Origin of the sequence: Halomonas sp. H5 (genome assembly GCF_050613175.1) — a bacterium.
Taxonomy (GTDB): domain Bacteria; phylum Pseudomonadota; class Gammaproteobacteria; order Pseudomonadales; family Halomonadaceae; genus Bisbaumannia; species Bisbaumannia salifodinae.
This window is the reverse complement of record NZ_CP192510.1, coordinates 271,979-295,885: the sequence shown is the minus strand read 5'-3', so window position 1 is coordinate 295,885 and position 23,907 is coordinate 271,979. Positions and strand designations below refer to the sequence as shown.

The following is a 23,907-nucleotide window of genomic DNA, read 5'->3' as shown; positions in this document are numbered from 1 at the left end:
AGCATCGCCCTGTGGCTGCCGGCGCGGCTCTTCTAGCCCCGCCACGCCACCCGGCACAATCTGCTGCGCTTCCCCCCTCTTCGGAGGGGGCTTTTTTGTCTGTTCGGGGCCACCCAAGGACCGCTATGCTAGGCTGGACTTGAATTCGCAAAAGCCGATAAAGGAAAACGACGTGAATGCATCCCTGGAGTGCCTGGGCAGGCTCAGGGTCGACCGCAGCCAGGGAGAACCGGCGCCCCACCAGCCCTGCCTCTTGCTGGCGATCCTCTGCGAGATCCAGGCGGGGCATATCACCTCGCCCCGGGTCAGGCTGGATACTCGACTGCTCGCCCGCTATCACGATCTCTTCGAGACAGTGAGCGGTGAGCGTCACCGAGCCCGCCCCTGGATGCCGCTATGGGCCCTGCGCAACCGCGAGGGGCCCAGCGGCGCGCTATGGAGACCACACTATTCCAAGGCCATGAGAGGCGTCGTCAAGCAGCTGGGGCAGCCCAAATCCCTCTCTCAACTGGAAGAGCGGTTTACCGAGGCGAGCCTGGACCCCGAGCTATTCGCCGCCCTGCAGGCACCCGCGACGGCACGCGAAGCCTGCGCCCTGCTGAGCCAGCGCTACCTCTCCGCGAATCACCCGGCCTATCAGCGTCTCCAAGACTATCTGGAGCTCGCCCTCGCCAGTGGCGACTACGAGAGGCACCCGGAGAGACTGGCTGCGGCGATTCACGAACCCGAGCCACGAGAGGCACGCTCGAGGGCATTCCGCGAGCTAGTCCTGGAGGCCTACGATTACCGCTGTGCGGCGAGCCGCCTGCGCCATATCACGCCGGACTATCACTACCTGGTGGAGGCGGCCCACCTGATCCCCTTCGCCGAGAGCCAGGACGATCGACCGGTCAACGGCATCGCCCTGACGCCTAACCTGCACTGGGCCATGGACAATCACCTGATCGCCCCGGGTCCGGATCTCCACTGGCATCTCAGCCCCGGCATCGACGGCCTGATCGCCGATAACCGCTGGCTCTGCGAACTGGACGGCCGGCCCCTGGTGCTGCCCCGGGATCCCGACCTCCGGCCCTGCCGCGAGGCGCTGGCCTGGCGCCTGGAACACCTGTGGCGCTGAGCCGAAACGACCAGCCCCCGGTATCAGGGGATACCGGGGGCTGGCGGGACTTCGGGAGGTGATGCCGCTTAGGGCTTCATATCCTCGAAGAATTTCTTCACGCCGTCGAAGAAGCTCTTCTTGCGCGGCGAGTGGCTGTTGGACTCGCCGAGGCTCTCCTGGAAGCGGCGCAGCAGCTCCTTCTGCTCCTCGGAGAGGCTGATCGGGGTCTCCAGCACCACCCGGCACAGCAGGTCGCCGGCGGGGCCGCCGCGCACCGGCTTGACGCCCTTGCCCTTGAGGCGGAACAGCTTGCCGGTCTGGGTCTCGGCGGGGATCTTCAGCTTGACCCGGCCGTCCAGGGTCGGCACCTCCAGCTCGCCGCCCAGCGCCGCGTCGACGAAGTTGATCGGCACCTCGCACTGCAGGTGGCGGCCGTCGCGCTGGAAGATCGGGTGCGGCTTGATGGCCACCTGGACGTAGAGGTCCCCGGGGGGGCCACCGTTGATGCCGCTCTCGCCTTCGCCGTTCAAGCGAATGCGGTCGCCGGTATCGACCCCGGCGGGAATCTTCACCGACAGGGTGCGGGTCTCGCGCACCCGGCCCTCGCCGTGGCACTTGTGGCAGGGCACCTTGATGTGCTGGCCACTACCATGGCAGGTGGGGCAGGTCTGCTGCACGGCGAAGAAGCCCTGCTGCATGCGCACCTGGCCATGGCCGTTACAGGTCGGGCAGGTCTCCTTGCTGGAGCCGGGCTCGGCGCCCTCGCCGTCACAGCGCTCGCACTCCACATGGCGCGGCACGCGGATATCGACGCTGGTGCCGCTGACGGCATCCTCCAGGTCGAGCTCCAGGTTGTAGCGCAGGTCGCTGCCGCGCTGGGGGGCATTGGGGTTACGCCGGCCGCCACCCGCACCGCCGAAGATATCGCCGAACACGTCGCCGAAGATATCGCTGAAGCCCCCGGCCCCGGCCCCGGCGCCACCGAAGCCACCGCCGCCGAAGCCGCCGGCCTGGCCGTCGACGCCGGCATGACCGAACTGGTCATAGGCGGCGCGCTTCTCGCCGTCGGCGAGCACCTCGTAGGCCTCGGAGACCTCGCGGAACTTGGCCGCCGCCCCGTCGTCGTCCGGATTGCGGTCGGGGTGAAACTTCTGGGCCAGGCGTCGGTAGGCCTTCTTGATCTCTTTCTGGTCGGCACCGCGCTCTACGCCCAGCACCTCATAATAATCGCGTTTGGACATCGGTCTGTCCGCCTCCATCGCGGCACCGCGGAAACACCAACGCGGGAGTCAGGCCCCCGCGCTGGTGTCATCCTTGATGCCGATGTCGTGGTTTACTGCTTTTTCTGGTCGTCGTTGACTTCTTCGTACTCGGCGTCGACCACGTCATCGTCCTGCTTGGCAGCGGCCTCGTCGGCCTCGCCACCGGCCTGCTGGGCGGCCTCGGCCTGCTCGGCGTACATCTTCTGGGCGACCTGGCCGGAGGCTTCGGTGAGCTTGTCCAGCTTGGCCTGGATGGCGTCCTTGTCGTCGCCCTTCAGCGCCTCCTCGAGCTCGCCGATGGCGCCCTCGATGGCCTGCTTCTCCTCGTCGGAGACCTTGTCGCCGGCCTCCTCCAGGGTCTTCCTGGAAGCATGGATCATGCCGTCGGCCTGGTTGCGCAGGGCCACCAGCTCCTCGAACTTCTTGTCCTCGTCGGCATGCGCCTCGGCGTCGCGGACCATCTGTTCGATCTCGTCATCGGAGAGGCCACTGGAGGCCTTGATGACGATCGACTGCTCCTTGTTGGTGGCCTTGTCCTTGGCGGAGACGTGCAGGATGCCGTTGGCGTCCAGGTCGAAGGCGACCTCGATCTGCGGCACGCCGCGCGGCGCCGGCGGGATGTCGGCCAGGTCGAAGCGACCCAGGGACTTGTTGCCGCCCGCCTGCTTGCGCTCGCCCTGCAGCACGTGAATGGTCACGGCGGTCTGGTTGTCATCCGCGGTGGAGAAGGTCTGGGTCTTCTTGGTCGGGATGGTGGTGTTCTTCTCGATCAGCGGGGTCATCACGCCGCCCAGGGTCTCGATGCCCAGGGTCAGCGGGGTGACGTCGAGCAGCAGCACGTCCTTGACGTCGCCGCCCAGCACACCGCCCTGGATCGCCGCACCCACGGCCACGGCTTCGTCCGGGTTGACGTCCTTGCGGGCGTCCTTGCCGAAGAAGTCGGCGACCTTCTTCTGCACCAGCGGCATGCGGGTCTGGCCGCCGACCAGGATGACGTCGTCGATCTCGGAAGCGGACAGGCCGGCGTCCTTGAGGGCGGTCTTGCAGGGCGCCAGGGAGCGCTGCACCAGGTCCTCCACCAGCGACTCCAGCTTGGCCCGGGTCACCTTGACGTTGAGGTGCTTGGGACCGGTGTTGTCGGCGGTGATATAGGGCAGGTTGACGTCGGTCTGCTGGGCGCTGGACAGCTCGATCTTGGCCTTCTCGGCGGCTTCCTTGAGGCGCTGCATGGCCAGGTTGTCGCCGGACAGGTCGATGCCGCTGTCGGCCTTGAACTGCGCGACCAGGTAGTTGATCAGGTGCATGTCGAAGTCTTCGCCACCCAGGAAGGTGTCGCCGTTGGTGGCCAGCACCTCGAACTGGGTCTCGCCGTCGACGTCGGCCACTTCGATGATGGAGATATCGAAGGTGCCGCCACCCAGGTCATAGACCGCGATGGTCTTGTCGCCACGCGACTTGTCCATGCCGTAGGCCAGGGCCGCCGCGGTGGGCTCGTTGATGATGCGCTTGACCTCGAGACCGGCGATGCGGCCGGCGTCCTTGGTGGCCTGACGCTGGCTGTCGTTGAAGTAGGCCGGCACGGTGATGACCGCCTCGGTGACTTCCTCACCCAGGTAGTCTTCGGCGGTCTTCTTCATCTTCTTCAGCACTTCGGCGCTGACCTGCGGCGGCGCCAGCTTCTTGCCCTTCACTTCCACCCAGGCGTCGCCGTTGTCGGCCTCGGTGATGGCGTAGGGCACCATCTTGATGTCCTTCTGAACGACGTCGTCCTTGAAGCGGCGACCGATCAGGCGCTTGATGGCGTAGAGGGTGTTCTGCGGATTGGTGACCGCCTGGCGCTTGGCCGCCTGACCCACCAGGGTCTCGCCATCATCGGTGTAGGCGATGATGGACGGCGTGGTGCGGCCACCTTCGGCGTTCTCGATGACTTTGGCGCTATCGCCGTCGAGTACGGCCACACAGGAGTTGGTGGTCCCCAGGTCAATACCGATGATGCGTCCCATAGGAAATCCTCGAAAATTCGTGATCTTGATTCGTGCGTTGCGGCCTTTGCCGCGGCGTTGTGCTGTATGTGGGGGAGGCCTCGCGGCTTTTCAAGTCCCCCTGTGTGCCTCGCTCAGCCGGCGGCCTGACTGACCACCACCATGGCCGGGCGTACCAGGCGACCATTGAGCAGATACCCCTTCTGCATCACATCCATCACGGTGTTGGGGTCCAGCTCGGGATTGGGCACCATGGCCATGGCCTCGTGCACCTGCGGATCGAAGGGCTCGCCGGCGGGCTCCACCGCCTCGACGCCGAACTTGGCCAGCACATCGAGCTGCATCTTGAGGGTCATGGCGACGCCTTCGCGATGGGCCTCGGAGGCCTCCTCGCCCATGGTCTCCAGGGCCTTCTCCAGGCTGTCCACCACCGGCAGCAGTTCCTTGACGAACTTCTCCAGGGCGAACTTGCGCGCCTTCTCGGCCTCCTGCTCGGCGCGGCGGCGCACGTTCTGGGCCTCGGCGGCGGCGCGCAGGGCCTGATCCTTGGCCTCGGCCAGGCCCTGCTCGAGCTCCTCGACCCGGGCCGCCAGCACCTCGGCCTCGGGGTTGTCGCTGACCTCGCCCTGATCCTCGGCCTGCTCGGCGGCGGACTCCACCTCACCCTCCACGGGCTGCGGCTCGGCTTCCTGCTCCTGGCGCATCAGCTCCTCATCCAACGGGGTCTGCGGGTCTTTGGCCATGGGGTTCTCCTGACGTCGGCGGCGGCCCGGGGCCACCTCACTAAAGGGTTGAGCATGAGTTGCTCCCTGATATGGGGATGCCTGCGGCGATCTCAAGGCATGCGACGACTCGGGCATTGTCGTCGCCCCTGGGCTACTGTATAAAACACTGTATAAAAGAACAGACTCACTCGCCGGTCCCGCCGCACGACCCAGGGAGGAAATAGGCCATGCTGGTGCAGCTTGCGATCCACGATTACGCCATCGTCGATGACCTGGAACTGGACCTGGGCGGCGGCATGACCGCCATCACCGGGGAGACCGGGGCCGGCAAGTCGATCCTGCTGGGCGCCCTGGGGCTGTGCCTGGGCGAGCGCGCCGATGCCGGCAGCGTGCGCCATGGTGCCGAACGCGCCGACCTCAGCGCCCGCTTCGAGATCTCCGAACTGCCCGAGGCGCGGGCCTGGCTCGAGGCCCGCGACCTGCCCGCCGACGACTGCCTGCTGCGCCGGGTGATCACCGCCAACGGCCGCTCCAAGGCATGGATCAATGGCCAGCCCGCCACCGTGACCGACCTGCGCGGCCTCGGCGAGCGCCTGATTCAGGTGCATGGCCAACACGCCCATCAGGCGCTGCTGCGCGAGGAGACCCACCTCAGCCTGCTGGACGACTTCGCCGGCCAGGCTACCGCCGCCGTCGAGCTGGCCGAGACCTTCCGCCTCTGGCAGGCCAGCCGCCGGCGCCTCAAGCGGCTGGCGGAGAGCGGCGAGGAGCTGGCCGCCCGCCGCCAGCTGCTGCGCTACCAGGTGGATGAACTGGACGCCCTGGCCCTGGCCGACGGCGAGCTGGAGGCCCTGGAGCAGGAGCAGGAGACCCTGGCCCATGCCGAAGAGAGCCTGCGCGAGGCGCAGTTCGCCGCCCAGTGCTGCGATGACGACGACGGCGGCGCCCTGACCCTGTTGCACCAGGCGGCCAGCCGCCTGGCCGCCCTGCCGGGCTGTGATCGCGGCGCCCTGGCCGAGGCCCTGGGACTGCTCGAGGAGGCGCAGATCCAGGTGAACGAGGCCAGCCGCGAACTGCAGCGTTTCGCCGACACCACCGAGCTGGATCCGGAGCGCCTGGCCTGGGTGGATGGCCGCCTGGGCGAGGTGCATCGCATCGCCCGCAAGCATCACTGCCTGCCCGAGGAGCTGACCGAGCTGCATCAGCGCCTGGCGGCGGAACTGGCCGGCCTGGAGGGCGGCGAAGGGGATCTGGAGCAGTTGTCCGCCGAAGTGGAGACCCTCGGCGAGCGCTGGCGCCGGCAGGCCAAGGCGCTGTCGAAGGCACGCCACGAGGCCGCCGGCCGGCTGGCCAAGGCGGTGCAGCAGCAGTTGACCTTCCTGGCCATGGGCAAGGCCCGCTTCGAGGTGCAAGTCGGCGAGCGGGAGGCCCCCGCCGCCGAGGGCCTGGATCGCGTCGCCTTCCTGATCGCCGCCAATCCGGGACAACCGCCCCGCCCCCTGGCCAAGGTGGCCTCCGGCGGCGAGCTGTCACGCATCAGCCTGGCCATTCAGGTGGTGGCGGCCAGCCACTCCACCATTCCCAGCCTGGTCTTCGACGAGGTGGACGTGGGCATCTCCGGCGCCACCGCGGAGATCGTCGGCCAACTGCTCAAGCGCCTGGGCGCCTCGGGCCAGGTGCTGACCGTGACCCACCTGCCCCAGGTGGCCGCCCAGGCCCACCAGCACCTGCATATCGAGAAGCAGGCCAAGCGCGACACCACCCTGACCCGTATGGCGCTGCTGGACGGGGCCGGCCGGGTGCGCGAACTGGCGCGGATGCTGGGTGGCGTCAACCTGTCCGACAGGACCCTGGCCCATGCCCGGGAAATGCTCGACGCTAGCCAGCGGGCTCATCACTGAGACCGAGAAAGCCCCTGTCCGACAGCTCTCGATACCCCCGGCCCACGCGAGGGAGATGCTCGATGCCAGCCAGCGGGCCCATCACTGAGATAAACAACCGCATCCCAAAACGGACTCGGCCCCGATCGATGATCGGGGCCGAGTCATTGGCTAGGCAGGGCGTTGTCACTTACTTCTTCTGGATGCCTTCCTGGCGGGTCGCCTTGGAGCCCTTGGGGCGCACATAGAGCACCAGGGCATGGTCCACCAGCTCGAAGCCGTGCTCCTCGGCGATCTCCTGCTGGCGGCGCTCGATGGTCTCATCGAAGAACTCGATGATCTCGCCGCTCTCCAGGCACACCATATGATCATGGTGCTCGTCGTGGGAGAGCTCGAAGACGGCGTGACCGCCATCGAAATTATGGCGCATCACCAGGCCGGCGGACTCGAACTGGGTCAGCACCCGGTAGACGGTCGCGAGGCCAACGTCCTCACCGGCGTCCAACAGGGCTTTATAGACATCCTCGGCACTCAGGTGGCGGCCACTGGAGCTCTCGAGGATCTGCAGGATCTTGACGCGCGGCAGGGTTACCTTGAGCCCGGCCTTGCGCAATTCATGGTTCTGGTCGGCCATGGTTGCTCTTCGCAGTAAGGTGTAGGGTCGGGTATGATCGACCAAATCAACGATAGTGAAGAACAGGCGCAAATGCAAAAGCTGATTAAAACAGTCACCCTTTCCGTCGCCCTGACCCTGGTCAGCGGCTGCAGCTATTTCGGCGTCTACAAGCGCGACCTGCCCCAGGGCAACCTGGTGGAGCAGAGCGCCGTGGAGCAACTGCAACCCGGCATGAGCCGCAACCAGGTGCGCCAGCTGATGGGCAGTCCCCTGCTCGAGGCGCCCTTCGACGCCGACCAGTGGGACTATGTCTATCGTCTCGACAAGGCCTACGACGGCGTGGAGCAGCGCCGGGTCACCCTGACCTTCGCCGGCGACCGCTTGGTCGATGTGGCGATCCAGGGCGATCTCTCCGAGGAGATTCCGCTGCCCAGCGTCGAGGAGGCCGGCCCCGCCAGCGAAAGTGCCCAGCCAGGGGCCACGCTCGCGCCCGTCGAGTAAACGGCTCAACCCCCGGCGGCTCGCCGGCGGCGGGCCGTCTTGGGATCGACCTGCAGGGGGCGATAGATCTCGACCCGATCGCCCTCGCGCAGGGCCTGCGCCTCGGGTTGCCGCAGCGCCTTGCCGAAGATCCCCAGGGGGGCCCGGTCGAAGGTGTCGGCGGGCAGCTCGGGAAACTGCTCGGCGATCCGCGACAGGCTCACCGCCTGTCGCGCCGTGGTGCCCGGCGCCACCGCCAGGGTGACGATGCGCTGCTTCTCCGGCAGGGCGAAGGCCACCTCCACCGCCAGGGTCTCAGTAGCGGCCATAGACGTCGTCGGCACGACGGGTGAAGGAGTCCACCAACTGGCCGGCCACCTGCTGGAAGAGGCGCCCGAAGGCCATGCCCAGCAAGCGACTGGCGAATTCGAACTCCAGCTCCAGGCTCACCTTGCAGGCATCCTCGCCCATGGGGGTGAACAGCCAGCGTCCCTGCAGGCGGCGAAAGGGCCCATGCACCAGGGAGAGCTCGATGCGCTCCGGGGCATGCAGGTCGTTGCGGGTGGTAAAACTCTGCTCGATGCCCGCCTTGGCCAGGGTCAGCTCCCCCACCAGGTGGGCATCATCGTGCTCGAGCAGCCGGGCACGTCGGCAGCCGGGCAAGAACTCCGGATAGCGTTCGAAATCATTGACCAGATCGAACATGGCCTGGGGGGAGTGCCGCACGAGGGCGGACCGATTGACCGTTGGCATCTACCTCTCCGCTGACTTTACAGGGCCCTGGGCGTATCATGAGCGGTTGTTTTTCACGAATGGTATCACGCTTCCCCCCCCTACCGGAGGGGCCAGCCAACGCTAGATCACGACACGAGGTTCCATGGCCAAGAAAGGCAAGGGCAAGGGCCCCGGCAGCAATGTCATCGCCCAAAACAAGAAGGCGCGCTTCGAATACCATATTGACGAGACCTTCGAGGCGGGCCTGGTGCTGGCCGGCTGGGAGGTGAAGAGCCTGCGCGCCGGCAAGGGCCAGCTCACCGACACCTATATCCTGGTGCGTCATGGCGAGGCCTACCTGCTGGGTAGCCATATCACGCCGCTGAACACCGCCAGCACCCACGAGATCGCCGACCCGACGCGTACCCGCAAGCTGCTGCTGCACAAGAAGGAGATCGCCAAGATCTTCTCGCGCACCCAGGACAAGGGGCATACCTGCGTGCCCCTCAAGCTCTACTGGAAGGGTAGCCGGGTGAAGTGCGAACTGGCCCTGGTGACCGGTAAGAAGCAGCACGACAAGCGGGCCACCGAGAAGGATCGCGACTGGAACCGTCAGAAGGGCCGCATCATGCGGGAACACGCCAAGGCCTAGGCTGTCATATCCTCGGGCAAGCTGATAGAATGCCTGGCTATGGGGGCGACATGGCTTCGACGCCGGTGGCAACCCTTGAGGTGCATGCCGAGAGCGTGATGTATCTCGTAAATCCAACATCACGATTAAATAGTCGCAAACGACGAAAACTACGCTCAGGGCGCGCTGGCAGCTTAAACGCTGTTAGCTTCTTGTCCGGCCCCAACGCGATGTGCCCATTTATCGCCGAGGGGATATGAGCCAAGACTGATGGGATCGCGTCCGGTGGCGTCTTCACGCCGGTCGTTAAACTCTTGAAGAATCGCGCGTCTGGATCCTGCTCGTCGGAGCCAGCCGGGTTAAATCAAAAGACGAAACTAAGCATGTAGAGCTGATAGGCGAGTGCCGGCGGACGCGGGTTCGATCCCCGCCGCCTCCACCAACTAAGCAAAAAAACAGCCACTTATAAGTGGCTGTTTTTTTGTCTGAAAATCGGTTTACTCGAGTTCGAAGAGCCCCGCCGCGCCCATGCCGCCGCCGATGCACATGGCGATCACGACGAAGCGCTCGCCGCGACGCCGCGCCTCGAGCAGGGCATGACCCACCATCCGCGCGCCGGTCATGCCGAAGGGATGACCGATGGCGATGGCGCCGCCGTTGACGTTGAGCCGCTCGTCGGGAATGCCCAGCCGGTCGCGGCAGTAGACCACCTGGCTGGCGAAGGCCTCGTTGATCTCCCACAGGCCGATATCGCCCACCGTCAGCCCGAAGCGGTCGAGCAGCGCCGGGATGGCATGCACCGGGCCGATGCCCATCTCCTCGGGCCCACAGCCGGTCACCACCGAGCCGCGATAGGTGCCCAGCGGCGTCAGGCCGCGGCGCTCGGCCTCGGCGCGGCTCATCAGCAGCGAGGCCGCCGCGCCGTCGGAGAACTGGGAGGCGTTGCCGGCGGTCACGCTCTGCCCCTCGGCCACCCAGTCGCCGCCCGGCCACACCGGCGCCAGCGCGGCCAGGCTCTCGGCGCTGGTGTCCGGGCGGTTGCAGTCGTCGCGGCGGGCGGTCACCCGCTGGTGGCCGGCGGGCTTGCGCTCCTTGTCGAACAGCAGTTGCTCGGCCTCCAGCGGCACGATCTCATCATCGAAGCGCCCCGCCGCCTGGGCCGCGGCGGTGCGCTGCTGACTCTGCAGGGCATAGGCGTCCTGGGCCTCCCGGGAGATGCCGTAGCGGCTGGCCACCAGCTCGGCGGTCTCGAGCATCGGGATATAGGCCGCCGGCACCACCGCCTTGACCGCCTCGGACTGGGCCCGATAGCCGTTCTTGTGCTTGGTCTGGGTCAGCGAGATCGACTCCACCCCACCGGCCACCGCCACCGACAGCTCGCCGGCCATGATGCCCTTGGCCGCCGTGGCGATGCTCATCAGCCCCGAGGCGCACATGCGATCCAGGGCCATGCCGGGCACGCTCTGGGGCAGCCCGGCGGTATAGGCGCACAGCCGGCCGATGTTGTAGGCCTGGGTGCCCTGCTGGACCGCGGCGCCCATGATCACGTCCTGCACGGCTTCGGGTTCGACGCCGACGCGCTCGAGCACGGCGCGCACCACATGGCCGCCGAGCACCGGCGCCTCGGTGTCGTTGAAGGCGCCGCGAAACGCCTTGGTCAGGGGCGTGCGGGCGGTACTGACGATGACGGCATCCTGCGGGTTCATGACGGCTCCTCGCTGGTCGGGTTGGCAAAGGTGTAGCGGCTGATGGTGTCGACCACGCAGCCGGGGCGTTCGTTGCCCTCGATCTCGATGGTGATGCGCACGGTGGATTGCACCGCCTCGCCCTTGGGCACCACGCGCAGGATCTCGCCGCGGCCGCGGATCCGCGCGCCCACCGGCACCGGCGCGGGGAAGCGCACCCGGTCACAGCCCACGTTGACGCCCATGGCCAGGTTGTCGATCGTGATCAACTGGGGCAGGAAGCGGTTGGCCAGCGACAGGGTCAGGTAACCGTGGGCGATGCAGCCCCCGAAGGGGCCCTCGGCGGCCCGCACCGGATCCACATGGATCCACTGGTGGTCGTCGGTGGCGTCGGCGAAGCGGTCGATACGCGCCTGGTCCACCACCAGCCAGTCGGTGGTGCCCAGGTCGCGGCCCTCGGCGGCGAGCAGCGCCTCGGGGGTGGCAAAGGTCAGGGGCATGGGAGTCTCCTCAGGCACGCTGGGAACTGACCGACACCACTTCGCCGGTCATGTAGGAGGCGTAGTCGCTGGCCAGGAACATCATCACGTTGGCCACCTCCCAGACCTCGGCGGCGCGGCCGAAGGCCTCCCGGGCGGCCAGCGACTCCAGCAGGTCGGGGCTGGCGCTCTTCCTGAGGTGCTCGTGGAAGGCGATGGAGGGCGCCACGGCATTGATGCGTACCCCGTGCTCGGCCGCCTCCAGGGCGCCGCAGCGGGTCAGCGCCATCACCCCGGCCTTGGCCGCGGCGTAGTGGGCCTGCTCCTTCTGGGCGCGCCAGCCGAGCACCGAGGCGTTATTGACGATGACCCCGCGCCCGCGGGCCTGCATCGCCGGCAGCATGGCGCGGGTCATGCGAAAGGTGCCGGTGAGGGTCACGTCGAGCACCGTCTGCCACTCCTCGTCGGCCATCTCCACCAGGCGCCGCTGGCCGCCCAGGCCGGCGTTGTTGATCAGCACGTCGACGCCGCCCAGGGCCTCCTCGGCGGCCGCCACCAGGGCCTGCACCTGGGCCTCGTCGGTGACGTTGCACAACTGGCCATGGATCGCCTCGAGGCCGGTCTCGGCCCTGAGCCGCTCGACGGCCTCCTCCAGGCGGCGGGGATGGATATCGGAGATCATCAGCGCCCGGCAGCCCTCCTCGACGCAGCGCCGGGCGGCGGCATGGCCGATGCCGGCGCCGGCGGCGGCGGTGATAAGCACGGACTTCCCGGCCAGCAGCTGGTGGCCGGGGACATAGGGGGGAACTTGCGTCACGGTATGGCACCTCGGTCGGAATCCTGCCCTCCGTTATAGGTGGCCGGCCCGGGGCGCGGCATCGTCAAAACGGACCAGAAAGGACGCGCCCCGCCGGAGATTCGGCGGGGCGCGTCACAGGGCGAGCCGGTCGATCGCGGCCGATGGAGAGGGACGCGGCTCAGCTGCCCCGGAGATTCGGCGGGGAAGGCCGGTCGATAGCGGCCGATGGGGAGGGGCGCGGCTCAGCTGCCCCAGACCTTCTGGGCCGGCTCGGCCTGGCGCATCAGGCGGCGAATCGTCTCGCCGGCCTGCTGCGGGGTCAGGCGCTTGCCCTGGTCGGCCTCGGGGCCGCTGCGCCAGCCGTCGCACACTGACAGGCGCCCGCCCTGGCTCTCGAAGAGCTGGCCGGTCACCCCTTGCGAGGCGGTGCTGCCCAGCCACACCACCAGCGGCGCCACGTTCTCCGGCGCCCAGGCATCGAAGCCGCCGTCCTCGGGGGCCTTGACCACCTCGGGCATGGCGCTCTCGGTCATGGCGGTGCGCGCCGCCGGCGCCAGGGCATTGGCGGTGACGCCGTAGCGGGCGAACTCCGCCGCCTGCACCAGGGTCAGGGACGCCACCCCGCCCTTGGCGGCCGAATAGTTGGCCTGGCCGATGGAGCCCTGCAGCCCCGCGCCGGAGCTGGTGTTGATGATCCGCGCCTCGACCCGCTGGCCGGCCTTGGCCTGCTCGCGCCAGCGCCGCGCCAGGACGTTGGCCAGGCAGAAGTGGCCCTTGAGGTGGACCCGCATCACCAGGTCCCAGTCCTCCTCGTCGAGGCCGACGAACATCTTGTCGCGCAGTACCCCGGCGTTGTTGACCAGCACCTGGACATCGCCGAAGGCCTCCACGGCGGCGGCCACGATGCGCTCGGCGCCGGCCAGGCTGGTGATGTCGTCGGCCACGGCGATCGCCTCGCCGCCCTGCTCGCGGATCGCCTCGGCCACCGCCTCGGCGGCCTCGCGGCGAATGTCGTTGACGCAGACCCGGGCGCCCTCGGCGGCGAAGGCCAGGGCGTAGGCCCGCCCCAGGCCGCCGCCGGCCCCGGTGATGATCACGCTGCGCTGCTCACAGATTCCCATGCTGCCTCCTCAGAGTCGTTCGATGATGGTCACGTTGGCCTGGCCGCCGCCCTCGCACATGGTCTGCAGCCCGTAGCGACCACCGCTGCGCTCCAGTTCGTGGAGCAGCGTGGTCATCAGCCGCGCCCCGGTGGCCCCCAGGGGGTGGCCGAGGGCGATGGCGCCGCCGTTGACGTTGGTGCGGGCGGGGTCATAGCCGGTCTCGGCCAGCCAGGCCATGACCACCGAGGCGAAGGCCTCGTTGATCTCCACCCGGTCGATGGCGTCCAGGGTGAGGCCGCATTTCTCGAGCGCCGCCTGGGTGGCGGGAATCGGTGCCCGCAGGTGCCAGATCGGGTCGTCGCCGAGCACGCTCAGGTGGTGGATACGCGCCCGGGGCGTCAGCCCGTAGCGCTCGAGCGCCCGCTCGGAGACCACCAGCAGCGCCGCCGCCGCGTCGCCGGTCTGGCTCGACACCGCGGCGGTGATGCCGGGGTAGTCGGGGCTCACCGGCTCCAGCTCGGCCATCTTCTCCAGGCTGGTCCGGCGCGGGGTCTCATCCCGCGAGACCCCGGCCACCGGCACCAACTCGGCGTCGAAACGGCCGTCGTCCAGCGCCGCCAGGGCCCGGCGGTGGCTCTCCAGGGCATAGGCCTCCATCTGGGCCCGCGAGAAGCCCCAGTGATCGGCGATGCGCTGGGCCGCGTAGAACTGGTCGACCGGGGCGTCGCCGAAGCGCTCGCGCCAGCGCCGGCTGCCCGAGAAGGGATCCGGGAAGCCCAGCGGCTGGCCGGCCAGCATCGCCGAGGAGATGGGGATCCGGGTCATGGTCTGCACGCCGCCCACCGCCACCACATCCTGGGTGCCGCTCATCACCGCCTGGGCGGCGAAATGCAGGGCCTGCTGGGAGGAGCCGCACTGGCGATCGACGGTGGTCCCCGGCACGTTCAGCGGCAGCCCCGCCCCCAGCCAACTGGTGCGGGCGATATCCCCGGCCTGGGCGCCGATGGTGTCGACGCAGCCGAAGATGACGTCGTCGTATTCGTCGGCGGGCACGGCGTTGCGCCCCACCAGGGCTTCCAGCACCGCCGCGCCGAGGTCGATGGCATGCACCTCGGCCAGCCCGCCCTTGCGCCGCCCGGTGGGGGTGCGCAGCGCATCCACGATATAGGCGTCGCTCATGAGGCCTCCCGGAAGGTGTGGCCGGGGCCCAGCTCGGCACCCTCGGCGAGAATGGCGTCGGCGATGCGCGCCTTGTGATAGCCGCGATCGCCCCAGGCGGCATCCAGCGCCCAGGCACGCTTCATGAATATCTGCAGGTCGACCTCCCAGGTGTAACCCATGGCGCCGTGCACCTGGATGCCATGCCGTGCCGCCAGCCAGGATGCCTCGCCACAGGCCAGCTTGGCCTGGGAGACGTGCAGCGCGGCCCGGGGGTCGCCCCGCTCCAGGGACGCCGCGGCGCGGTAGAGCACCGGCTTGGCGAACTCGATCTTGCCGGCCACGTCGGCCAACTGGTGCTTGACCGCCTGGAAGGCGCCCAACGGCTTGCCGAACTGGCGACGCTGGGCGACATAGTCCACCGACAGGTCGAGCATGCGCTGGGCCAGGCCGAGCAACTGGCCGGCCACCGACAGGGCCCCGCGATCCAGGGTCTGCTGCCATAGCGCCCGGCCGGCCTCGCCGCTCGCCACCCGGGTGGCGGCGGCGGGCTGCCAGCGCACGCGGCGCAGGCGCCGCGAGGCATCGATGCTGGGATTGGCCTCCAGCGCCACCTCCTCGCGGGACAGCACATGCACCTCGTCGCCATGCGCCATCAGCAGCAGGTCGGCCAGGTGAGCATCGGCCACCAGGGGATTGACCGGATCGCCGAGGGCGATGCGCAGGCTGCCGTCGGCGACCCGCTCGAGCCAGCCCTGGCGGCCGCCCAGGGACTCGGGGAGGCCCTGGAGCAGCCCGCAGGCCACGTAGGCGGTATCGGCCAGGGAGTCGGGAATCCCGTAGTAGCCCAGCTCCTGAGTCATCAGCGACCAGGCGATATCGCCCATGCCCAGGCCACCCGCCGACTCGGGCACGGAGAGCGCGGTGAGCCCCTGCTCGGCGATCTTGCCGCGCAGGTCCGGGGAGCGGCCGCTATCGGTCTCCCAGAGCTCGCGCAGGGTCTCGGGGGCCGCCTCGACCATCAGGAAACGGCCGATCGCCTCGCGAAAGGCCAGTTGGTCATCGTTGAAGGTAAAATCCATGGCGTGACCTCAGGACTTGGGTAGGCCAAGCATGCGCTCGGCGATGATATTGCGCTGGATCTCGTTGGCCCCGGCATAGAGGGTGCCGGCCTGGGCGAACAGGAAGCCGTCCAGCCAGCCGGCGTCCGCGCCGATCTCGGGGGCCTCGGCGAGCAGCTCGCCGCGGGCGCCGAGCAGGCGCATGGCGGTCTCGTGCAGCTTGAGGTCGAGCTCCGACCAGACGATCTTGTTGATGCTCGCCTCGGCGCCGATCTTCTCGCCCCGGGCCAGGCGCCCCACGGTGTGGTAGGCGGAAAGCGTATAGGCCTCGGCCCCGGCCCAGGCCTCGCAGACCGCATCGCGCAGCGAGGGGTCGCGCTCGGCCTGCTCGGGGTAGCGGCGATAGAGCTCCACCAGGCGCCGCGCGGCGGCCTGGTAGCGCGCCGGGGAGCGCAGCAGCAGGCCGCGCTCGAAGCCGGCGGTGGCCATGGCCACCTGCCAGCCGGCGCCCTCCTCGCCGATGCGGTTGTCCACCGGCACCCGCACGTTGTCGAAGAAGATCTCGGCGAAGGCCTGCTTGCCGTTGAGGGCGCGGATCGGGCGGATCGTCACCCCCTCAGCATCCAGCGGCACCATCAGGTAGCTCAGGCCGCGGTGACGACTCGAGGCGGGGTCGCTGCGGAACAGACCGAAGGCCCAGTCGGCGAAGCTGGCGCGGGTCGACCAGGTCTTCTGGCCGTTGATCACGTAGTGGTCGCCGTCGCGGATCGCCTTGCTGGCGATCGCCGCCATGTCCGAGCCGGCATTGGGCTCCGACCAGCCCTGAGCCCACATCTCCTCGCTGGAGGCCATCGGCGGCAGGAAGCGCTGCTTCTGCGCTTCGGTGCCGAACTCCATCAGGGTCGGCCCCAGCAGCAACTGGCCGTTCTGGTTGATGCGCTGGGGGGCGCCGGCGGCGTAGTACTCCTCCTCGAAGATCAGCCAGTCGATCAGATCGCAGCCGCGGCCGCCCAGGTGCTCGGGCCACATCACCATGGAGAGGCGGTTGTCGAAGAGGCGGCGTTCCCAGGCGCGGTGCTGCTCGAAGCCTTCGCGGGTGTCGTAACTGGCCAGCGGTTCGCGGGGCACGTTGTCCGCCAGCCAGGCACGCACCTCGCGCCGGAAGGCCTGCTGGTCGGGGGTATAGGTCAGGTCCATGGCGGCTCCTCAGAAGGTGGCGTCGCGCTTCTCGACGAAGGCGCGACGGGTCTCGGCGGAATCGGGGCTGGTGTAGGCCTGCAGGGTGAAGCCCTGCTCCCAGCGATACTTGTCTTCCAGGTTGCCGTCCTCGATGCCGTTGAGCGCCTCCTTGGCGATCCGGATCATCGCCGGACTCTTGGCGGCGATCCGCTCGGCGATCTCCCGGGCGGTGGCGGCGAGCTCATGCTTCTCCACCAGGCGCTCGATAAAGCCGTAGCGCTCCGCCTCGGGGGCGGAGATGGCCTCGCCGGTGAAGAACAGGTAGCGCACCTTCTGCACCGGGAAGAGCCGCTGCAGGTGAGCGCCGCCGCCCATGGCGCCGCGATCCACCTCGGGCAGCGCGAAGCTGGCGCAGCGGGAGGCCACCACGATATCGGCGGCGCCGGTCATGCCGATGCCGCCACCCAGCACATAGCCGTGCACCGCCACGATCACCGGTACCGGGCAGCGGTGGATGGCGCGGAAGGTGGCGTAGTTACCGGCATTGACCGCCACGATGCGTTCCGGATGGCGATCCAGCTCCTTGATATCGACCCCGGCGCAGAAGCCGCGCCCCTCGGCGCGCAGCACGATGGCGCGCACCTCGGGAGCGTCGCCCAGGCGGTCGATCTCGGTGGCCAGGGCGTGCCACTCCTCGCTGTTCAGGGCATTGACCGGGGGGCGGTCGATGACCACCTCGGCGATATGCGCCGCGAGGCGCGTCTGAAAGGCACCCATCTCACTTCACCTCCGTGGTGGCAGGGGCCGCCACGGCCCCGTGGTCACGCCCCTGACAGAGGCGCTCGAGACAACGCTCGGCGTCATCGACGATCGTTGCGATCAGCTCGTCGGCGCCGAGCAGGCGATCGATGGCGGCGGCGACCTGGCCGCTGGGCAGGATGCCCGCCTCGGCCTGTCCCGCCACCATGGAGTGCTGCAGCAGCACCGGCTGGTTGGCCGCCATCACCGTCTGGGCCAGGGTCGCCGGGTCCTCGCGCAGGGCGCGCCATAGGATGCCCAGGGCCTGGCGATGACTCATGCCGGTGTCGCGCTGCCAGCGCCGGGCGCTGCGCAGGGCGATCAGCAGTCGACGCAGCGGTCCGGCGCCCTCCAGGCGGCGGATAAAGGCGTTGTCGATCATGCGGTGGCGCATGCCGTCCACGGCCAGGGAGACCTTGACCCGGGCAGGGTCCCGCACCGCCAGGTAGCGCTCCAGGGTGCTCGCCGGGGTCGGCGAATCGGTGGTCATCAGGAAACGGGTGCCCATGGCGATGCCGGCGGCCCCGGCGGCCAGGGCCGCGGCCAGGCCGCGCCCGGTGGAGAAGCCACCGGCGGCGATCACCGGCACCGTCACGCTGTCGAGCACCTGGGGCAGCAGGATGGACGAGGGCACGCTGCCGGTATGGCCGCCCCCCTCGCTGCCCTGGATGGTGATCATGTCGGCGCCCATGGCCTCGGCCTTGATGGCGTGCTTGACGGCCCCCACGGTGGGGATGCACAGCACCCCCGCCGCCTTGAGCCGCGCCACGGTCGCCGCATCCGGCCCGCGGCCATAGCTCACCGCGCGCAGGCGGTGGCGGATCGCCAGCTCCACGCACTCCGCCGCGTTGGACTGGAACATATGGAAGTTGAGGCCGAAGCAGCGGCTGCCGGTGAGCTCGATCACCTTGAGGATCTCGGCCTCCAGGGCCTCCGGGGGGATGGTCGCCCCGGCCAGGAAGCCGAAGCCGCCGCCACGGGTGGTGGCGGCCACCAGCTTGGCATCCGACACCCAGCCCATGGCGGTCTGGATGATCGGGTGACGGCAGCCGAGCCGCTCGGTCAAGGGCGTGGCGGGCAGGCTCATGAGCGCGCTCCCGCCGCGGCCTTGTTCTCGCGAACCATGCCGCGGGCGTCATAGCCGCCCAGCAGGTCGCCGGAGACCTGCTCGTTATGCACATGGGCGAAGTGGTGCCAGGCGAAGGCCGCCTCCATGCCGCTGCGCTTGCCCTGCAGGTCCTCCACGTGATTGATCACCTGCTTGGTCAGCGCCAGGCCCATGCGCGGCTGGGTGGCGATGCGCGCGGCGATATCGGTCACGCTGGCATCCAGGTCGTCGCGGGGCACCACCCGATTGACCATGCCCATCTGCCAGGCGCGCTCGGCGCTCACCCGCTCGCCCAGGAACAGGAACTCCTTGGCCAGGCGCGGCGCCATCTCATAGGGATGGGCGAAGTACTCCACCCCGGGGATGCCCATGCGCACCACCGGATCCTGGAAGAAGGCGTCCTCGCTGGCGATGATCAGGTCGCAGATCCAGGCCAGCATCAGGCCGCCGGCCACGCAGGCACCGTGCACCTTGGCGATCACCGGCTTGGGGATCTCCCGCCAGCGCCGGCACATGTTGAGGTAGACCTCCTGCTCGCGCACATAGAGGTACTCGCCGCCGGGCTTGTCGGTGTGATCCCACCACAGATGGCGGCGCTCGAAGGGGCGATTGATATCGCGCCCGGGAGTGCCGATATCGTGACCCGCCGAGAAGTGACGCCCGGCGCCACACAGCACGATCACCTTGACCTCGGGGTCGTCCACGGCCCGGCGGAAGGCATCGTCCAGGGCGTAGGTCATCTGGGAGTTCTGGGCGTTGTTGAAGCGGGGACGGTTGAGGGTCAGGGTGGCGATCCCCGCGTCCACCGCGTAGCGCACCGGCTCGTCGGTCTCGTACTGGGCCTCGTCGACGCGTTCGACGCTTTTGTCGTCATGCTGCATGGTGACCTCCTCAGACGGACGGGCGGCGACCCGGCGGGTTGCCCTTGAGTGCCTTGGCACGCAGGTTATGGGGGTCGAGGCGCGCGATCAGCGCCAACTGCTCGGCGCTGGGGGCCGGGGTCTCGCCGAGTCCCGGGGCCTGGAGCAGTGCGAAGCCGGTATTGTCCTGGACCTCCTCGAAGCTCACCCCGGGATGCAGGGAGCGCACGCGGATGGCGTGATCCGGCCCGCCGAAGTCCATGACGCAGAGGTTGGTGACGATATGCCGGATCTCCAGGAAGTCGCGGCGCATCCCCTCGGCGTAGCGCGCCGGGTTGTAGCCGGCCCCGGAGACCATATCGACCTCGCCCTCGACGAAGGCCCGGCGGGTATGCGCGGGCACGAAGAAGGAGTTGATATGGTTGATGCTGTTGCCCGGCAGGCCGCGCACTCCCAGCATGGCCACCTTGGGCCGCGCGTAGTCGCCGATACAGGAGAGGTTGGTCTGGCCGAAGCGGTCGACCTGGGTCGGCCCGATCATGGCGTGGCGGTGCCCGCCGGCCACGCACTCGAACATCCGCTCGAAGGGCAGGTAGCCGGCATAGCTCGGCGCCGCGTCGCGGGGGCCGACCGGGATCGGCTCCTCCACCAGCAGCGCCTCGCTGTCGGTCATCAGCAGTTCCGGGGTGTGGGTCAGCTTGGCCAGGCCGGCGCCCAGGCGGGGCAGCACGCCCAGGCCGGAGGCGATCACCTCGCCGTCGCCGCGCCAGGCCTCCGAGGCCGCCACGATCAGCAGTTCGGCCAGGGTAAAATCGGTTGTCTCGCTCATCGCCTCTCTCCTCAGAAAATCGGTCGCGGCAGACGACGGATCGCTTCGCTGCCGCCGTTGGCGGCCTGGTAGGCCGCCTCGTCCGGGGCCACGAAGGCCTGGTGATAGGCCGGCCAGCCGCCCTCCTCGCCGGCGCTGGCGGCGTAGCGCTTGAGGTGCTCGAGATCCCAGCCGTAGTCGGGATCGCAGCTGGTGGGATGCGCCCCCAGCGGGGCCTCCACCACGCCGCTGACCAGGTAGCGCTCGAAGGTGTTGTCGCGGGCCTGCTCCGGGGTCAGCGCGAGCCGCTCCTCCACCCGCTCGGCGGAGACGAAGCAACGCTCGGCGGCGCGGGCGAAGAGGTGATCGAAGTAGGGATCGCGACCCTGGATCAGGGTGTTGCCCAGGCGGTCGGCGACATTAACGTGAAGAAAGGCCGCATCGAGGGTCAGCGCCGGCATGGCCACCAGGGTCTCGCCGTCGGCATAGGGGGAGCGGATCAGTTCCAGGTCGGGATTGCGGGTCAGCACATCGGTGCCGATGCCGCAGCGGGTGGGCAGGAACGGCAGGCGCATGCCGGCGGCCCGCAGGCCCCACTGGAACATCCCCTCGTCGAGTTCCATCAGCTCCAGTTCGCCGGCCTGGCGGGCCTGGCGATACCAGGGCTCCAGGGGGATGGCGTCCAGGGTGGCGAAGCCGTAGATCAGCTTCTTCACCTTGCCGGCGGCGCACAGCATGCCCACCTCGGGGCCGCCGTAGGCCACCACCGTCAGCTCCTTGAGGTCGCTGCGCAGGATCTCGCGGACCAGCGCCATGGGCTTGCGCCGCGGCCCCCAACCACCGAAGCCGAGGGTCATGCCATCCTCGAGCTGGCTCACCGCCTCGGCGGCCGTCATCACCTTGTTCATGCGTCGTCTCCTTGCGTCTGCCGTCCCACCGAGAAGTCGTGTCCCCACAGGCTGACTCGGGTGAACTCGAAGACGCTGTGCGCCTCCCAGTCCACCTGCAGGCCGCCATGGCCATACTCCAGATCGAAGCCGGAGGGGGTCTTCATATAGAAGGAGGTCATGCGGTCATTGAGGTGTTCGCCCAGGGTCGCCGAGAGCGCCACGCCGTGGGCGCGGCGGCGATCGTCGGCCCGCCCCACCTCGGTCATGTCGTCTACCTCCACCATGGCGTGGACGCAGCCGCTCGCCACCGGGTACTCGGCCAGGGCCAGGCTGTGATGGCGGGCGTTGCGGCAGTGCAGGAAGTAGATGCGCACCGGCGGCACATCGGGGTCGGGGCGGAAGTGGAAGATGTCGGAGAGCTCGAAGCCCAGCACGTCCCGGGCGAAGGCCAGGGTGTCGTCGAACTGCGGGGCCGGCAGCACCGTATGGCCCAGGCCCATGTCACCGGTGACGAAGCGCGGCACGCCCTGGGGCGAGACGAAGGGCAGGCAGTCGGAGCGATGCCCCCAGACCAGCTCGTGACGGTTGCCGGAGGGATCGCGGCAGATCGCTACGGCCTGGAAGCCGCGCTGGTCGCAGAGGGCCGCGTCGCCCAGTTCATAGCCCACGCCCTTGGCGTCGAGCTCGGCCAGGGCCGCCTGGAAGGCGCCCTCGTCGGCCAGCTCCCAGCCGGAGGCCACATAGTGACGCTCGCGGCCCGGGACGATCAGCATCCGATAGGGGCGTTCGTCCATCTTCAGATAGAGCCCCTCCTCCGGGGCTTCCCGAGTCATCATGCCCAGTACCCGTTCGGCGTACTCGCGCCACTCGGCGAGGTCGTCGCTCTGGGCCACCAGGTACGCCAGGCTGCGGATTTCCATGGTTCTGGCTCCTCGCTATGTCATTGACCTGGGAGCAGTATCCGCAACCGTGGCGCCGGGGCTCATCGTCCGTTGAGACTAACCCGGGGAAAGCGGGCCGGCCTCGCGCGCCCCCGGCGATGCGGGAGGGCGCGCGACCATAAAAAATGGTTCTTCACAGATCAGCGTGAAACCACGACATGGCATATCTCCAGCTTGCTGTTGTGGGAGCTTGGCTGTGCCGAGCGATTGGCGCCGGCCAGGCGCCTTGATCGCCCTTCGGGCGATATCGCGCGGGATCCACGCTCCCACAATGGTGTTCACGCCAGAGTGCGAGGAACCTAAAAAATGCCGAGGCGGCAGGGCAGGATGCCATGCCGCCTCGGCGGGGTGGGCCAGGGATGGGTCCAGGGATGGGAGATCAGGCCGGCTGCGGCTCTCCCGCCACGGCGGGGGTCGTCGCGGCGCCATAGAGGTCGGGAGTCACCCGGTGCTCGCGCAGCACGAAGCGCGCCCCCGAGGCCTCGGCGAAGGCGCGCAGGTAGGGCTCCGGTTCCAGGCAGGCCTCCGGGGCCAGCAGCCCCTCGCCATGGATGCGTCCCTCGATCCAGGCCTGCACCGCCAGCCAGGCGCAGATCGGCGTCGGGTCGGCCATGAACTCGGCCTCGGCGCTCTCCTCGGTGGGCAGCATATGATGGAACTCGAGGGCGCTGAACACCTCGTCATGGCCGCGCTGACCGCTGACCTCGACGCGGAAGGCCGCCCCCCAGGGGGCGTCATCCAGCGGCACCTGCAGGCGTGACGCCCCCGCCTCGGAGGCCAGGTAGTGCCCCAGGAACTGCTGCGGCGAGAGGCCCGCGCCCGCCACCGGCGCGGTCTGATCGAAGCCGAAATCGACCAGGGTGCGCCACAGCGTCGAGGCCGCCTCGGGAATGAACCCCAGGCGTACCTGCACCTCCTCGAGCCCCTTGATGAAGTGGGGAATGGTCACCGCCTCGCCATGGCCGATATGGAACATGGCACAACGCCCGAAGGGGGCATCGAAATCGATCTCCCGGCGCCCGCCCCAGCCCGGCACCTTGCGGTAGGCGCCATCGATAAACTGCACCACCTCGCCGCTGGTGATATGGAACATATGATCGAGCACCGCCGGCGAGAAGAGCGCCGGGGAGAAAGGCACCGCGGTCGCCAGGCTGACCGAGCGCGGTCGATCCATTCGCTCGGCCAGGTAGCGGGTGATCACGTTGGTCAGGCCGGGGGTCGAGCCACAGCCGATCACCAGCTGGACGCCGGCCTCCCGGGCGCGAAGGTCGATATCGGGATCGAGGAAGAGGCGCTCGGCCACGTCGTGATCGTCGTTGATATCGAGATAATCGACCCCGGCGCGAATCGCCGCCTCGATCACCCCCAGGGCATGCTGGTAGAAGGGGCCGACGCTATTGAACACCAGGTCGACGCCCGCCAGGGCGGCGTCCAGTTGCTCCGGGTCCTGGACGTCGAGGGCCAGGGCCCGGGGCCGGCCGCCCAGTTCGCCGACCAGGGACTCGGCGACCTCGAGATAGCGGTCGGCGATAATGAATTCCACCGTCGGATGGCGCGGCACCAGCAGGCGGGCCACATTCGACCCCACGCCGCCACAGCCCAGTAGCAGGATACGCATTGTCTCTTCTCCTCGAGAACGCCCGCGGCGA

At 68.7% G+C, this 23,907-nt stretch carries 24 protein-coding genes and 1 other RNA gene; 5 read left to right on the top strand and 20 right to left on the bottom strand.

Annotated features, from left to right (window positions below; translation table 11 throughout):
• The first annotated feature begins 172 nt into the window (after positions 1-172).
• Complete coding sequence (locus ACQ1W9_RS01340; protein ID WP_431024973.1) at positions 173-1,117, top strand: HNH endonuclease; 945 nt, start codon at positions 173-175, stop codon at positions 1,115-1,117.
• Positions 1,118-1,185: 68 nt separating this feature from the next.
• On the opposite strand, the gene dnaJ is transcribed toward ACQ1W9_RS01340, so the two are convergent.
• From dnaJ to grpE, 3 genes are all read right to left on the bottom strand, one after another.
• Positions 1,186-2,340 carry a molecular chaperone DnaJ gene (gene dnaJ / locus ACQ1W9_RS01335; protein WP_431024972.1) on the bottom strand — a complete coding sequence of 385 codons (1,155 nt, stop codon included), beginning with the start codon at positions 2,338-2,340 and terminating at the stop codon, positions 1,186-1,188.
• 92 nt (positions 2,341-2,432) lie between these two features.
• Positions 2,433-4,364: a molecular chaperone DnaK gene (gene dnaK / locus ACQ1W9_RS01330; protein WP_431024971.1), complete on the bottom strand. Its 1,932-nt coding sequence runs from the start codon at positions 4,362-4,364 to the stop codon at positions 2,433-2,435.
• 113 nt (positions 4,365-4,477) lie between these two features.
• Positions 4,478-5,086, bottom strand: a complete 609-nt coding sequence (gene grpE, locus ACQ1W9_RS01325) for a nucleotide exchange factor GrpE (RefSeq protein ID WP_431024970.1) — start codon at positions 5,084-5,086, stop codon at positions 4,478-4,480.
• A gap of 209 nt (positions 5,087-5,295) precedes the next feature.
• On the opposite strand from grpE, the gene recN reads away from it, so the two are divergent.
• Entirely contained in the window at positions 5,296-6,969 is a 1,674-nt protein-coding gene (gene recN / locus ACQ1W9_RS01320; protein ID WP_431024969.1) for a DNA repair protein RecN, read from the top strand.
• A gap of 169 nt (positions 6,970-7,138) precedes the next feature.
• Here recN and fur read toward each other — a convergent pair whose 3' ends face one another.
• Positions 7,139-7,582, bottom strand: coding sequence for a ferric iron uptake transcriptional regulator (fur, locus tag ACQ1W9_RS01315; protein ID WP_346061088.1), 444 nt, complete (start codon positions 7,580-7,582; stop codon positions 7,139-7,141).
• A gap of 72 nt (positions 7,583-7,654) precedes the next feature.
• Between fur and ACQ1W9_RS01310 the strand changes: the two genes are divergently transcribed.
• Positions 7,655-8,065, top strand: coding sequence for an outer membrane protein assembly factor BamE (locus ACQ1W9_RS01310; protein WP_431024968.1), 411 nt, complete (start codon positions 7,655-7,657; stop codon positions 8,063-8,065).
• Positions 8,066-8,070: 5 nt separating this feature from the next.
• Here ACQ1W9_RS01310 and ACQ1W9_RS01305 read toward each other — a convergent pair whose 3' ends face one another.
• Complete coding sequence (locus ACQ1W9_RS01305; protein ID WP_431024967.1) at positions 8,071-8,373, bottom strand: RnfH family protein; 303 nt, start codon at positions 8,371-8,373, stop codon at positions 8,071-8,073.
• Positions 8,360-8,797, bottom strand: coding sequence for a type II toxin-antitoxin system RatA family toxin (locus ACQ1W9_RS01300; RefSeq protein ID WP_346061085.1), 438 nt, complete (start codon positions 8,795-8,797; stop codon positions 8,360-8,362). The genes ACQ1W9_RS01305 and ACQ1W9_RS01300 overlap by 14 nt, the downstream gene beginning before the upstream one ends.
• Positions 8,798-8,921: 124 nt before the next feature.
• Here ACQ1W9_RS01300 and smpB point away from each other — a divergent pair, with 124 nt between their 5' ends.
• Together smpB and ssrA are read left to right on the top strand one after the other, a co-directional pair.
• Positions 8,922-9,410, top strand: a complete 489-nt coding sequence (gene smpB, locus ACQ1W9_RS01295) for an SsrA-binding protein SmpB (protein ID WP_346061084.1) — start codon at positions 8,922-8,924, stop codon at positions 9,408-9,410.
• A 41-nt stretch (positions 9,411-9,451) separates the two neighbouring features.
• Positions 9,452-9,831: a transfer-messenger RNA gene (gene ssrA / locus ACQ1W9_RS01290) on the top strand.
• A gap of 55 nt (positions 9,832-9,886) precedes the next feature.
• On the opposite strand, the gene ACQ1W9_RS01285 is transcribed toward ssrA, so the two are convergent.
• The 14 genes from ACQ1W9_RS01285 to ACQ1W9_RS01220 all read right to left on the bottom strand — a co-directional run bounded on the left by ACQ1W9_RS01285 (position 9,887) and on the right by ACQ1W9_RS01220 (position 23,876).
• Positions 9,887-11,095, bottom strand: coding sequence for an acetyl-CoA C-acyltransferase (locus tag ACQ1W9_RS01285; RefSeq protein WP_431024966.1), 1,209 nt, complete (start codon positions 11,093-11,095; stop codon positions 9,887-9,889).
• Entirely contained in the window at positions 11,092-11,574 is a 483-nt protein-coding gene (locus tag ACQ1W9_RS01280; protein ID WP_431024965.1) for a MaoC family dehydratase, read from the bottom strand. The genes ACQ1W9_RS01285 and ACQ1W9_RS01280 overlap by 4 nt, the downstream gene beginning before the upstream one ends.
• A 10-nt stretch (positions 11,575-11,584) precedes the next feature.
• Positions 11,585-12,370, bottom strand: a complete 786-nt coding sequence (locus ACQ1W9_RS01275) for an SDR family oxidoreductase (RefSeq protein ID WP_431024964.1) — start codon at positions 12,368-12,370, stop codon at positions 11,585-11,587.
• 224 nt (positions 12,371-12,594) lie between these two features.
• The gene (locus ACQ1W9_RS01270) at positions 12,595-13,473 is read right to left on the bottom strand and encodes an SDR family oxidoreductase (RefSeq protein ID WP_431024963.1); all 879 of its coding nucleotides are present in this window, start codon (positions 13,471-13,473) and stop codon (positions 12,595-12,597) included.
• Between the two features lie 9 nt (positions 13,474-13,482).
• Positions 13,483-14,634, bottom strand: coding sequence for an acetyl-CoA C-acetyltransferase (locus ACQ1W9_RS01265; RefSeq protein WP_431024962.1), 1,152 nt, complete (start codon positions 14,632-14,634; stop codon positions 13,483-13,485).
• Positions 14,631-15,695 (bottom strand): acyl-CoA dehydrogenase family protein, encoded by a 1,065-nt coding sequence (locus ACQ1W9_RS01260; RefSeq protein ID WP_431024961.1) that lies wholly within the window; start codon positions 15,693-15,695, stop codon positions 14,631-14,633. The genes ACQ1W9_RS01265 and ACQ1W9_RS01260 overlap by 4 nt, the downstream gene beginning before the upstream one ends.
• Positions 15,696-15,704: 9 nt before the next feature.
• Positions 15,705-16,871, bottom strand: a complete 1,167-nt coding sequence (locus ACQ1W9_RS01255) for an acyl-CoA dehydrogenase family protein (RefSeq protein WP_431024960.1) — start codon at positions 16,869-16,871, stop codon at positions 15,705-15,707.
• Positions 16,872-16,880: 9 nt separating this feature from the next.
• Positions 16,881-17,630, bottom strand: coding sequence for an enoyl-CoA hydratase family protein (locus ACQ1W9_RS01250; protein ID WP_431024959.1), 750 nt, complete (start codon positions 17,628-17,630; stop codon positions 16,881-16,883).
• Position 17,631: 1 nt separating this feature from the next.
• A complete protein-coding gene (locus tag ACQ1W9_RS01245) occupies positions 17,632-18,738 on the bottom strand; it encodes an NAD(P)H-dependent flavin oxidoreductase (protein ID WP_431024958.1) in 1,107 nt (368 codons plus the stop codon).
• The gene (locus ACQ1W9_RS01240) at positions 18,735-19,640 is read right to left on the bottom strand and encodes an enoyl-CoA hydratase (RefSeq protein ID WP_431024957.1); all 906 of its coding nucleotides are present in this window, start codon (positions 19,638-19,640) and stop codon (positions 18,735-18,737) included. The genes ACQ1W9_RS01245 and ACQ1W9_RS01240 overlap by 4 nt, the downstream gene beginning before the upstream one ends.
• 10 nt (positions 19,641-19,650) lie before the next feature.
• Positions 19,651-20,448 (bottom strand): CoA-transferase subunit beta, encoded by a 798-nt coding sequence (locus ACQ1W9_RS01235; protein WP_431024956.1) that lies wholly within the window; start codon positions 20,446-20,448, stop codon positions 19,651-19,653.
• Positions 20,449-20,459: 11 nt separating this feature from the next.
• The gene (locus ACQ1W9_RS01230; protein WP_431024955.1) at positions 20,460-21,335 is read right to left on the bottom strand and encodes a CoA transferase subunit A; all 876 of its coding nucleotides are present in this window, start codon (positions 21,333-21,335) and stop codon (positions 20,460-20,462) included.
• The gene (locus ACQ1W9_RS01225) at positions 21,332-22,237 is read right to left on the bottom strand and encodes a VOC family protein (RefSeq protein ID WP_431024954.1); all 906 of its coding nucleotides are present in this window, start codon (positions 22,235-22,237) and stop codon (positions 21,332-21,334) included. Before ACQ1W9_RS01225 ends, ACQ1W9_RS01230 begins: the two co-directional genes overlap by 4 nt.
• 400 nt (positions 22,238-22,637) lie before the next feature.
• Positions 22,638-23,876 (bottom strand): saccharopine dehydrogenase family protein, encoded by a 1,239-nt coding sequence (locus ACQ1W9_RS01220; RefSeq protein WP_431024953.1) that lies wholly within the window; start codon positions 23,874-23,876, stop codon positions 22,638-22,640.
• Positions 23,877-23,907: the final 31 nt, after the last annotated feature.

What these genes read in the sequence shown, in the direction of transcription:
- dnaJ (WP_431024972.1), bottom strand. Translation starts at nt 2,340, where the DNA reads ATGTCCAAACGCGATTATTATGAGGTGCTGGGCGTAGAGCGCGGTGCC.
- dnaK (WP_431024971.1), bottom strand. Translation starts at nt 4,364, where the DNA reads ATGGGACGCATCATCGGTATTGACCTGGGGACCACCAACTCCTGTGTG.
- grpE (WP_431024970.1), bottom strand. Translation starts at nt 5,086, where the DNA reads ATGGCCAAAGACCCGCAGACCCCGTTGGATGAGGAGCTGATGCGCCAG.
- recN (WP_431024969.1), top strand. Translation starts at nt 5,296, where the DNA reads ATGCTGGTGCAGCTTGCGATCCACGATTACGCCATCGTCGATGACCTG.
- fur (WP_346061088.1), bottom strand. Translation starts at nt 7,582, where the DNA reads ATGGCCGACCAGAACCATGAATTGCGCAAGGCCGGGCTCAAGGTAACC.
- ACQ1W9_RS01310 (WP_431024968.1), top strand. Translation starts at nt 7,655, where the DNA reads ATGCAAAAGCTGATTAAAACAGTCACCCTTTCCGTCGCCCTGACCCTG.
- ACQ1W9_RS01305 (WP_431024967.1), bottom strand. Translation starts at nt 8,373, where the DNA reads ATGGCCGCTACTGAGACCCTGGCGGTGGAGGTGGCCTTCGCCCTGCCG.
- ACQ1W9_RS01300 (WP_346061085.1), bottom strand. Translation starts at nt 8,797, where the DNA reads ATGCCAACGGTCAATCGGTCCGCCCTCGTGCGGCACTCCCCCCAGGCC.
- smpB (WP_346061084.1), top strand. Translation starts at nt 8,922, where the DNA reads ATGGCCAAGAAAGGCAAGGGCAAGGGCCCCGGCAGCAATGTCATCGCC.
- ACQ1W9_RS01285 (WP_431024966.1), bottom strand. Translation starts at nt 11,095, where the DNA reads ATGAACCCGCAGGATGCCGTCATCGTCAGTACCGCCCGCACGCCCCTG.
- ACQ1W9_RS01280 (WP_431024965.1), bottom strand. Translation starts at nt 11,574, where the DNA reads ATGCCCCTGACCTTTGCCACCCCCGAGGCGCTGCTCGCCGCCGAGGGC.
- ACQ1W9_RS01270 (WP_431024963.1), bottom strand. Translation starts at nt 13,473, where the DNA reads ATGGGAATCTGTGAGCAGCGCAGCGTGATCATCACCGGGGCCGGCGGC.
- ACQ1W9_RS01265 (WP_431024962.1), bottom strand. Translation starts at nt 14,634, where the DNA reads ATGAGCGACGCCTATATCGTGGATGCGCTGCGCACCCCCACCGGGCGG.
- ACQ1W9_RS01260 (WP_431024961.1), bottom strand. Translation starts at nt 15,695, where the DNA reads ATGGATTTTACCTTCAACGATGACCAACTGGCCTTTCGCGAGGCGATC.
- ACQ1W9_RS01255 (WP_431024960.1), bottom strand. Translation starts at nt 16,871, where the DNA reads ATGGACCTGACCTATACCCCCGACCAGCAGGCCTTCCGGCGCGAGGTG.
- ACQ1W9_RS01250 (WP_431024959.1), bottom strand. Translation starts at nt 17,630, where the DNA reads ATGGGTGCCTTTCAGACGCGCCTCGCGGCGCATATCGCCGAGGTGGTC.
- ACQ1W9_RS01245 (WP_431024958.1), bottom strand. Translation starts at nt 18,738, where the DNA reads ATGAGCCTGCCCGCCACGCCCTTGACCGAGCGGCTCGGCTGCCGTCAC.
- ACQ1W9_RS01240 (WP_431024957.1), bottom strand. Translation starts at nt 19,640, where the DNA reads ATGCAGCATGACGACAAAAGCGTCGAACGCGTCGACGAGGCCCAGTAC.
- ACQ1W9_RS01235 (WP_431024956.1), bottom strand. Translation starts at nt 20,448, where the DNA reads ATGAGCGAGACAACCGATTTTACCCTGGCCGAACTGCTGATCGTGGCG.
- ACQ1W9_RS01230 (WP_431024955.1), bottom strand. Translation starts at nt 21,335, where the DNA reads ATGAACAAGGTGATGACGGCCGCCGAGGCGGTGAGCCAGCTCGAGGAT.
- ACQ1W9_RS01225 (WP_431024954.1), bottom strand. Translation starts at nt 22,237, where the DNA reads ATGGAAATCCGCAGCCTGGCGTACCTGGTGGCCCAGAGCGACGACCTC.
- ACQ1W9_RS01220 (WP_431024953.1), bottom strand. Translation starts at nt 23,876, where the DNA reads ATGCGTATCCTGCTACTGGGCTGTGGCGGCGTGGGGTCGAATGTGGCC.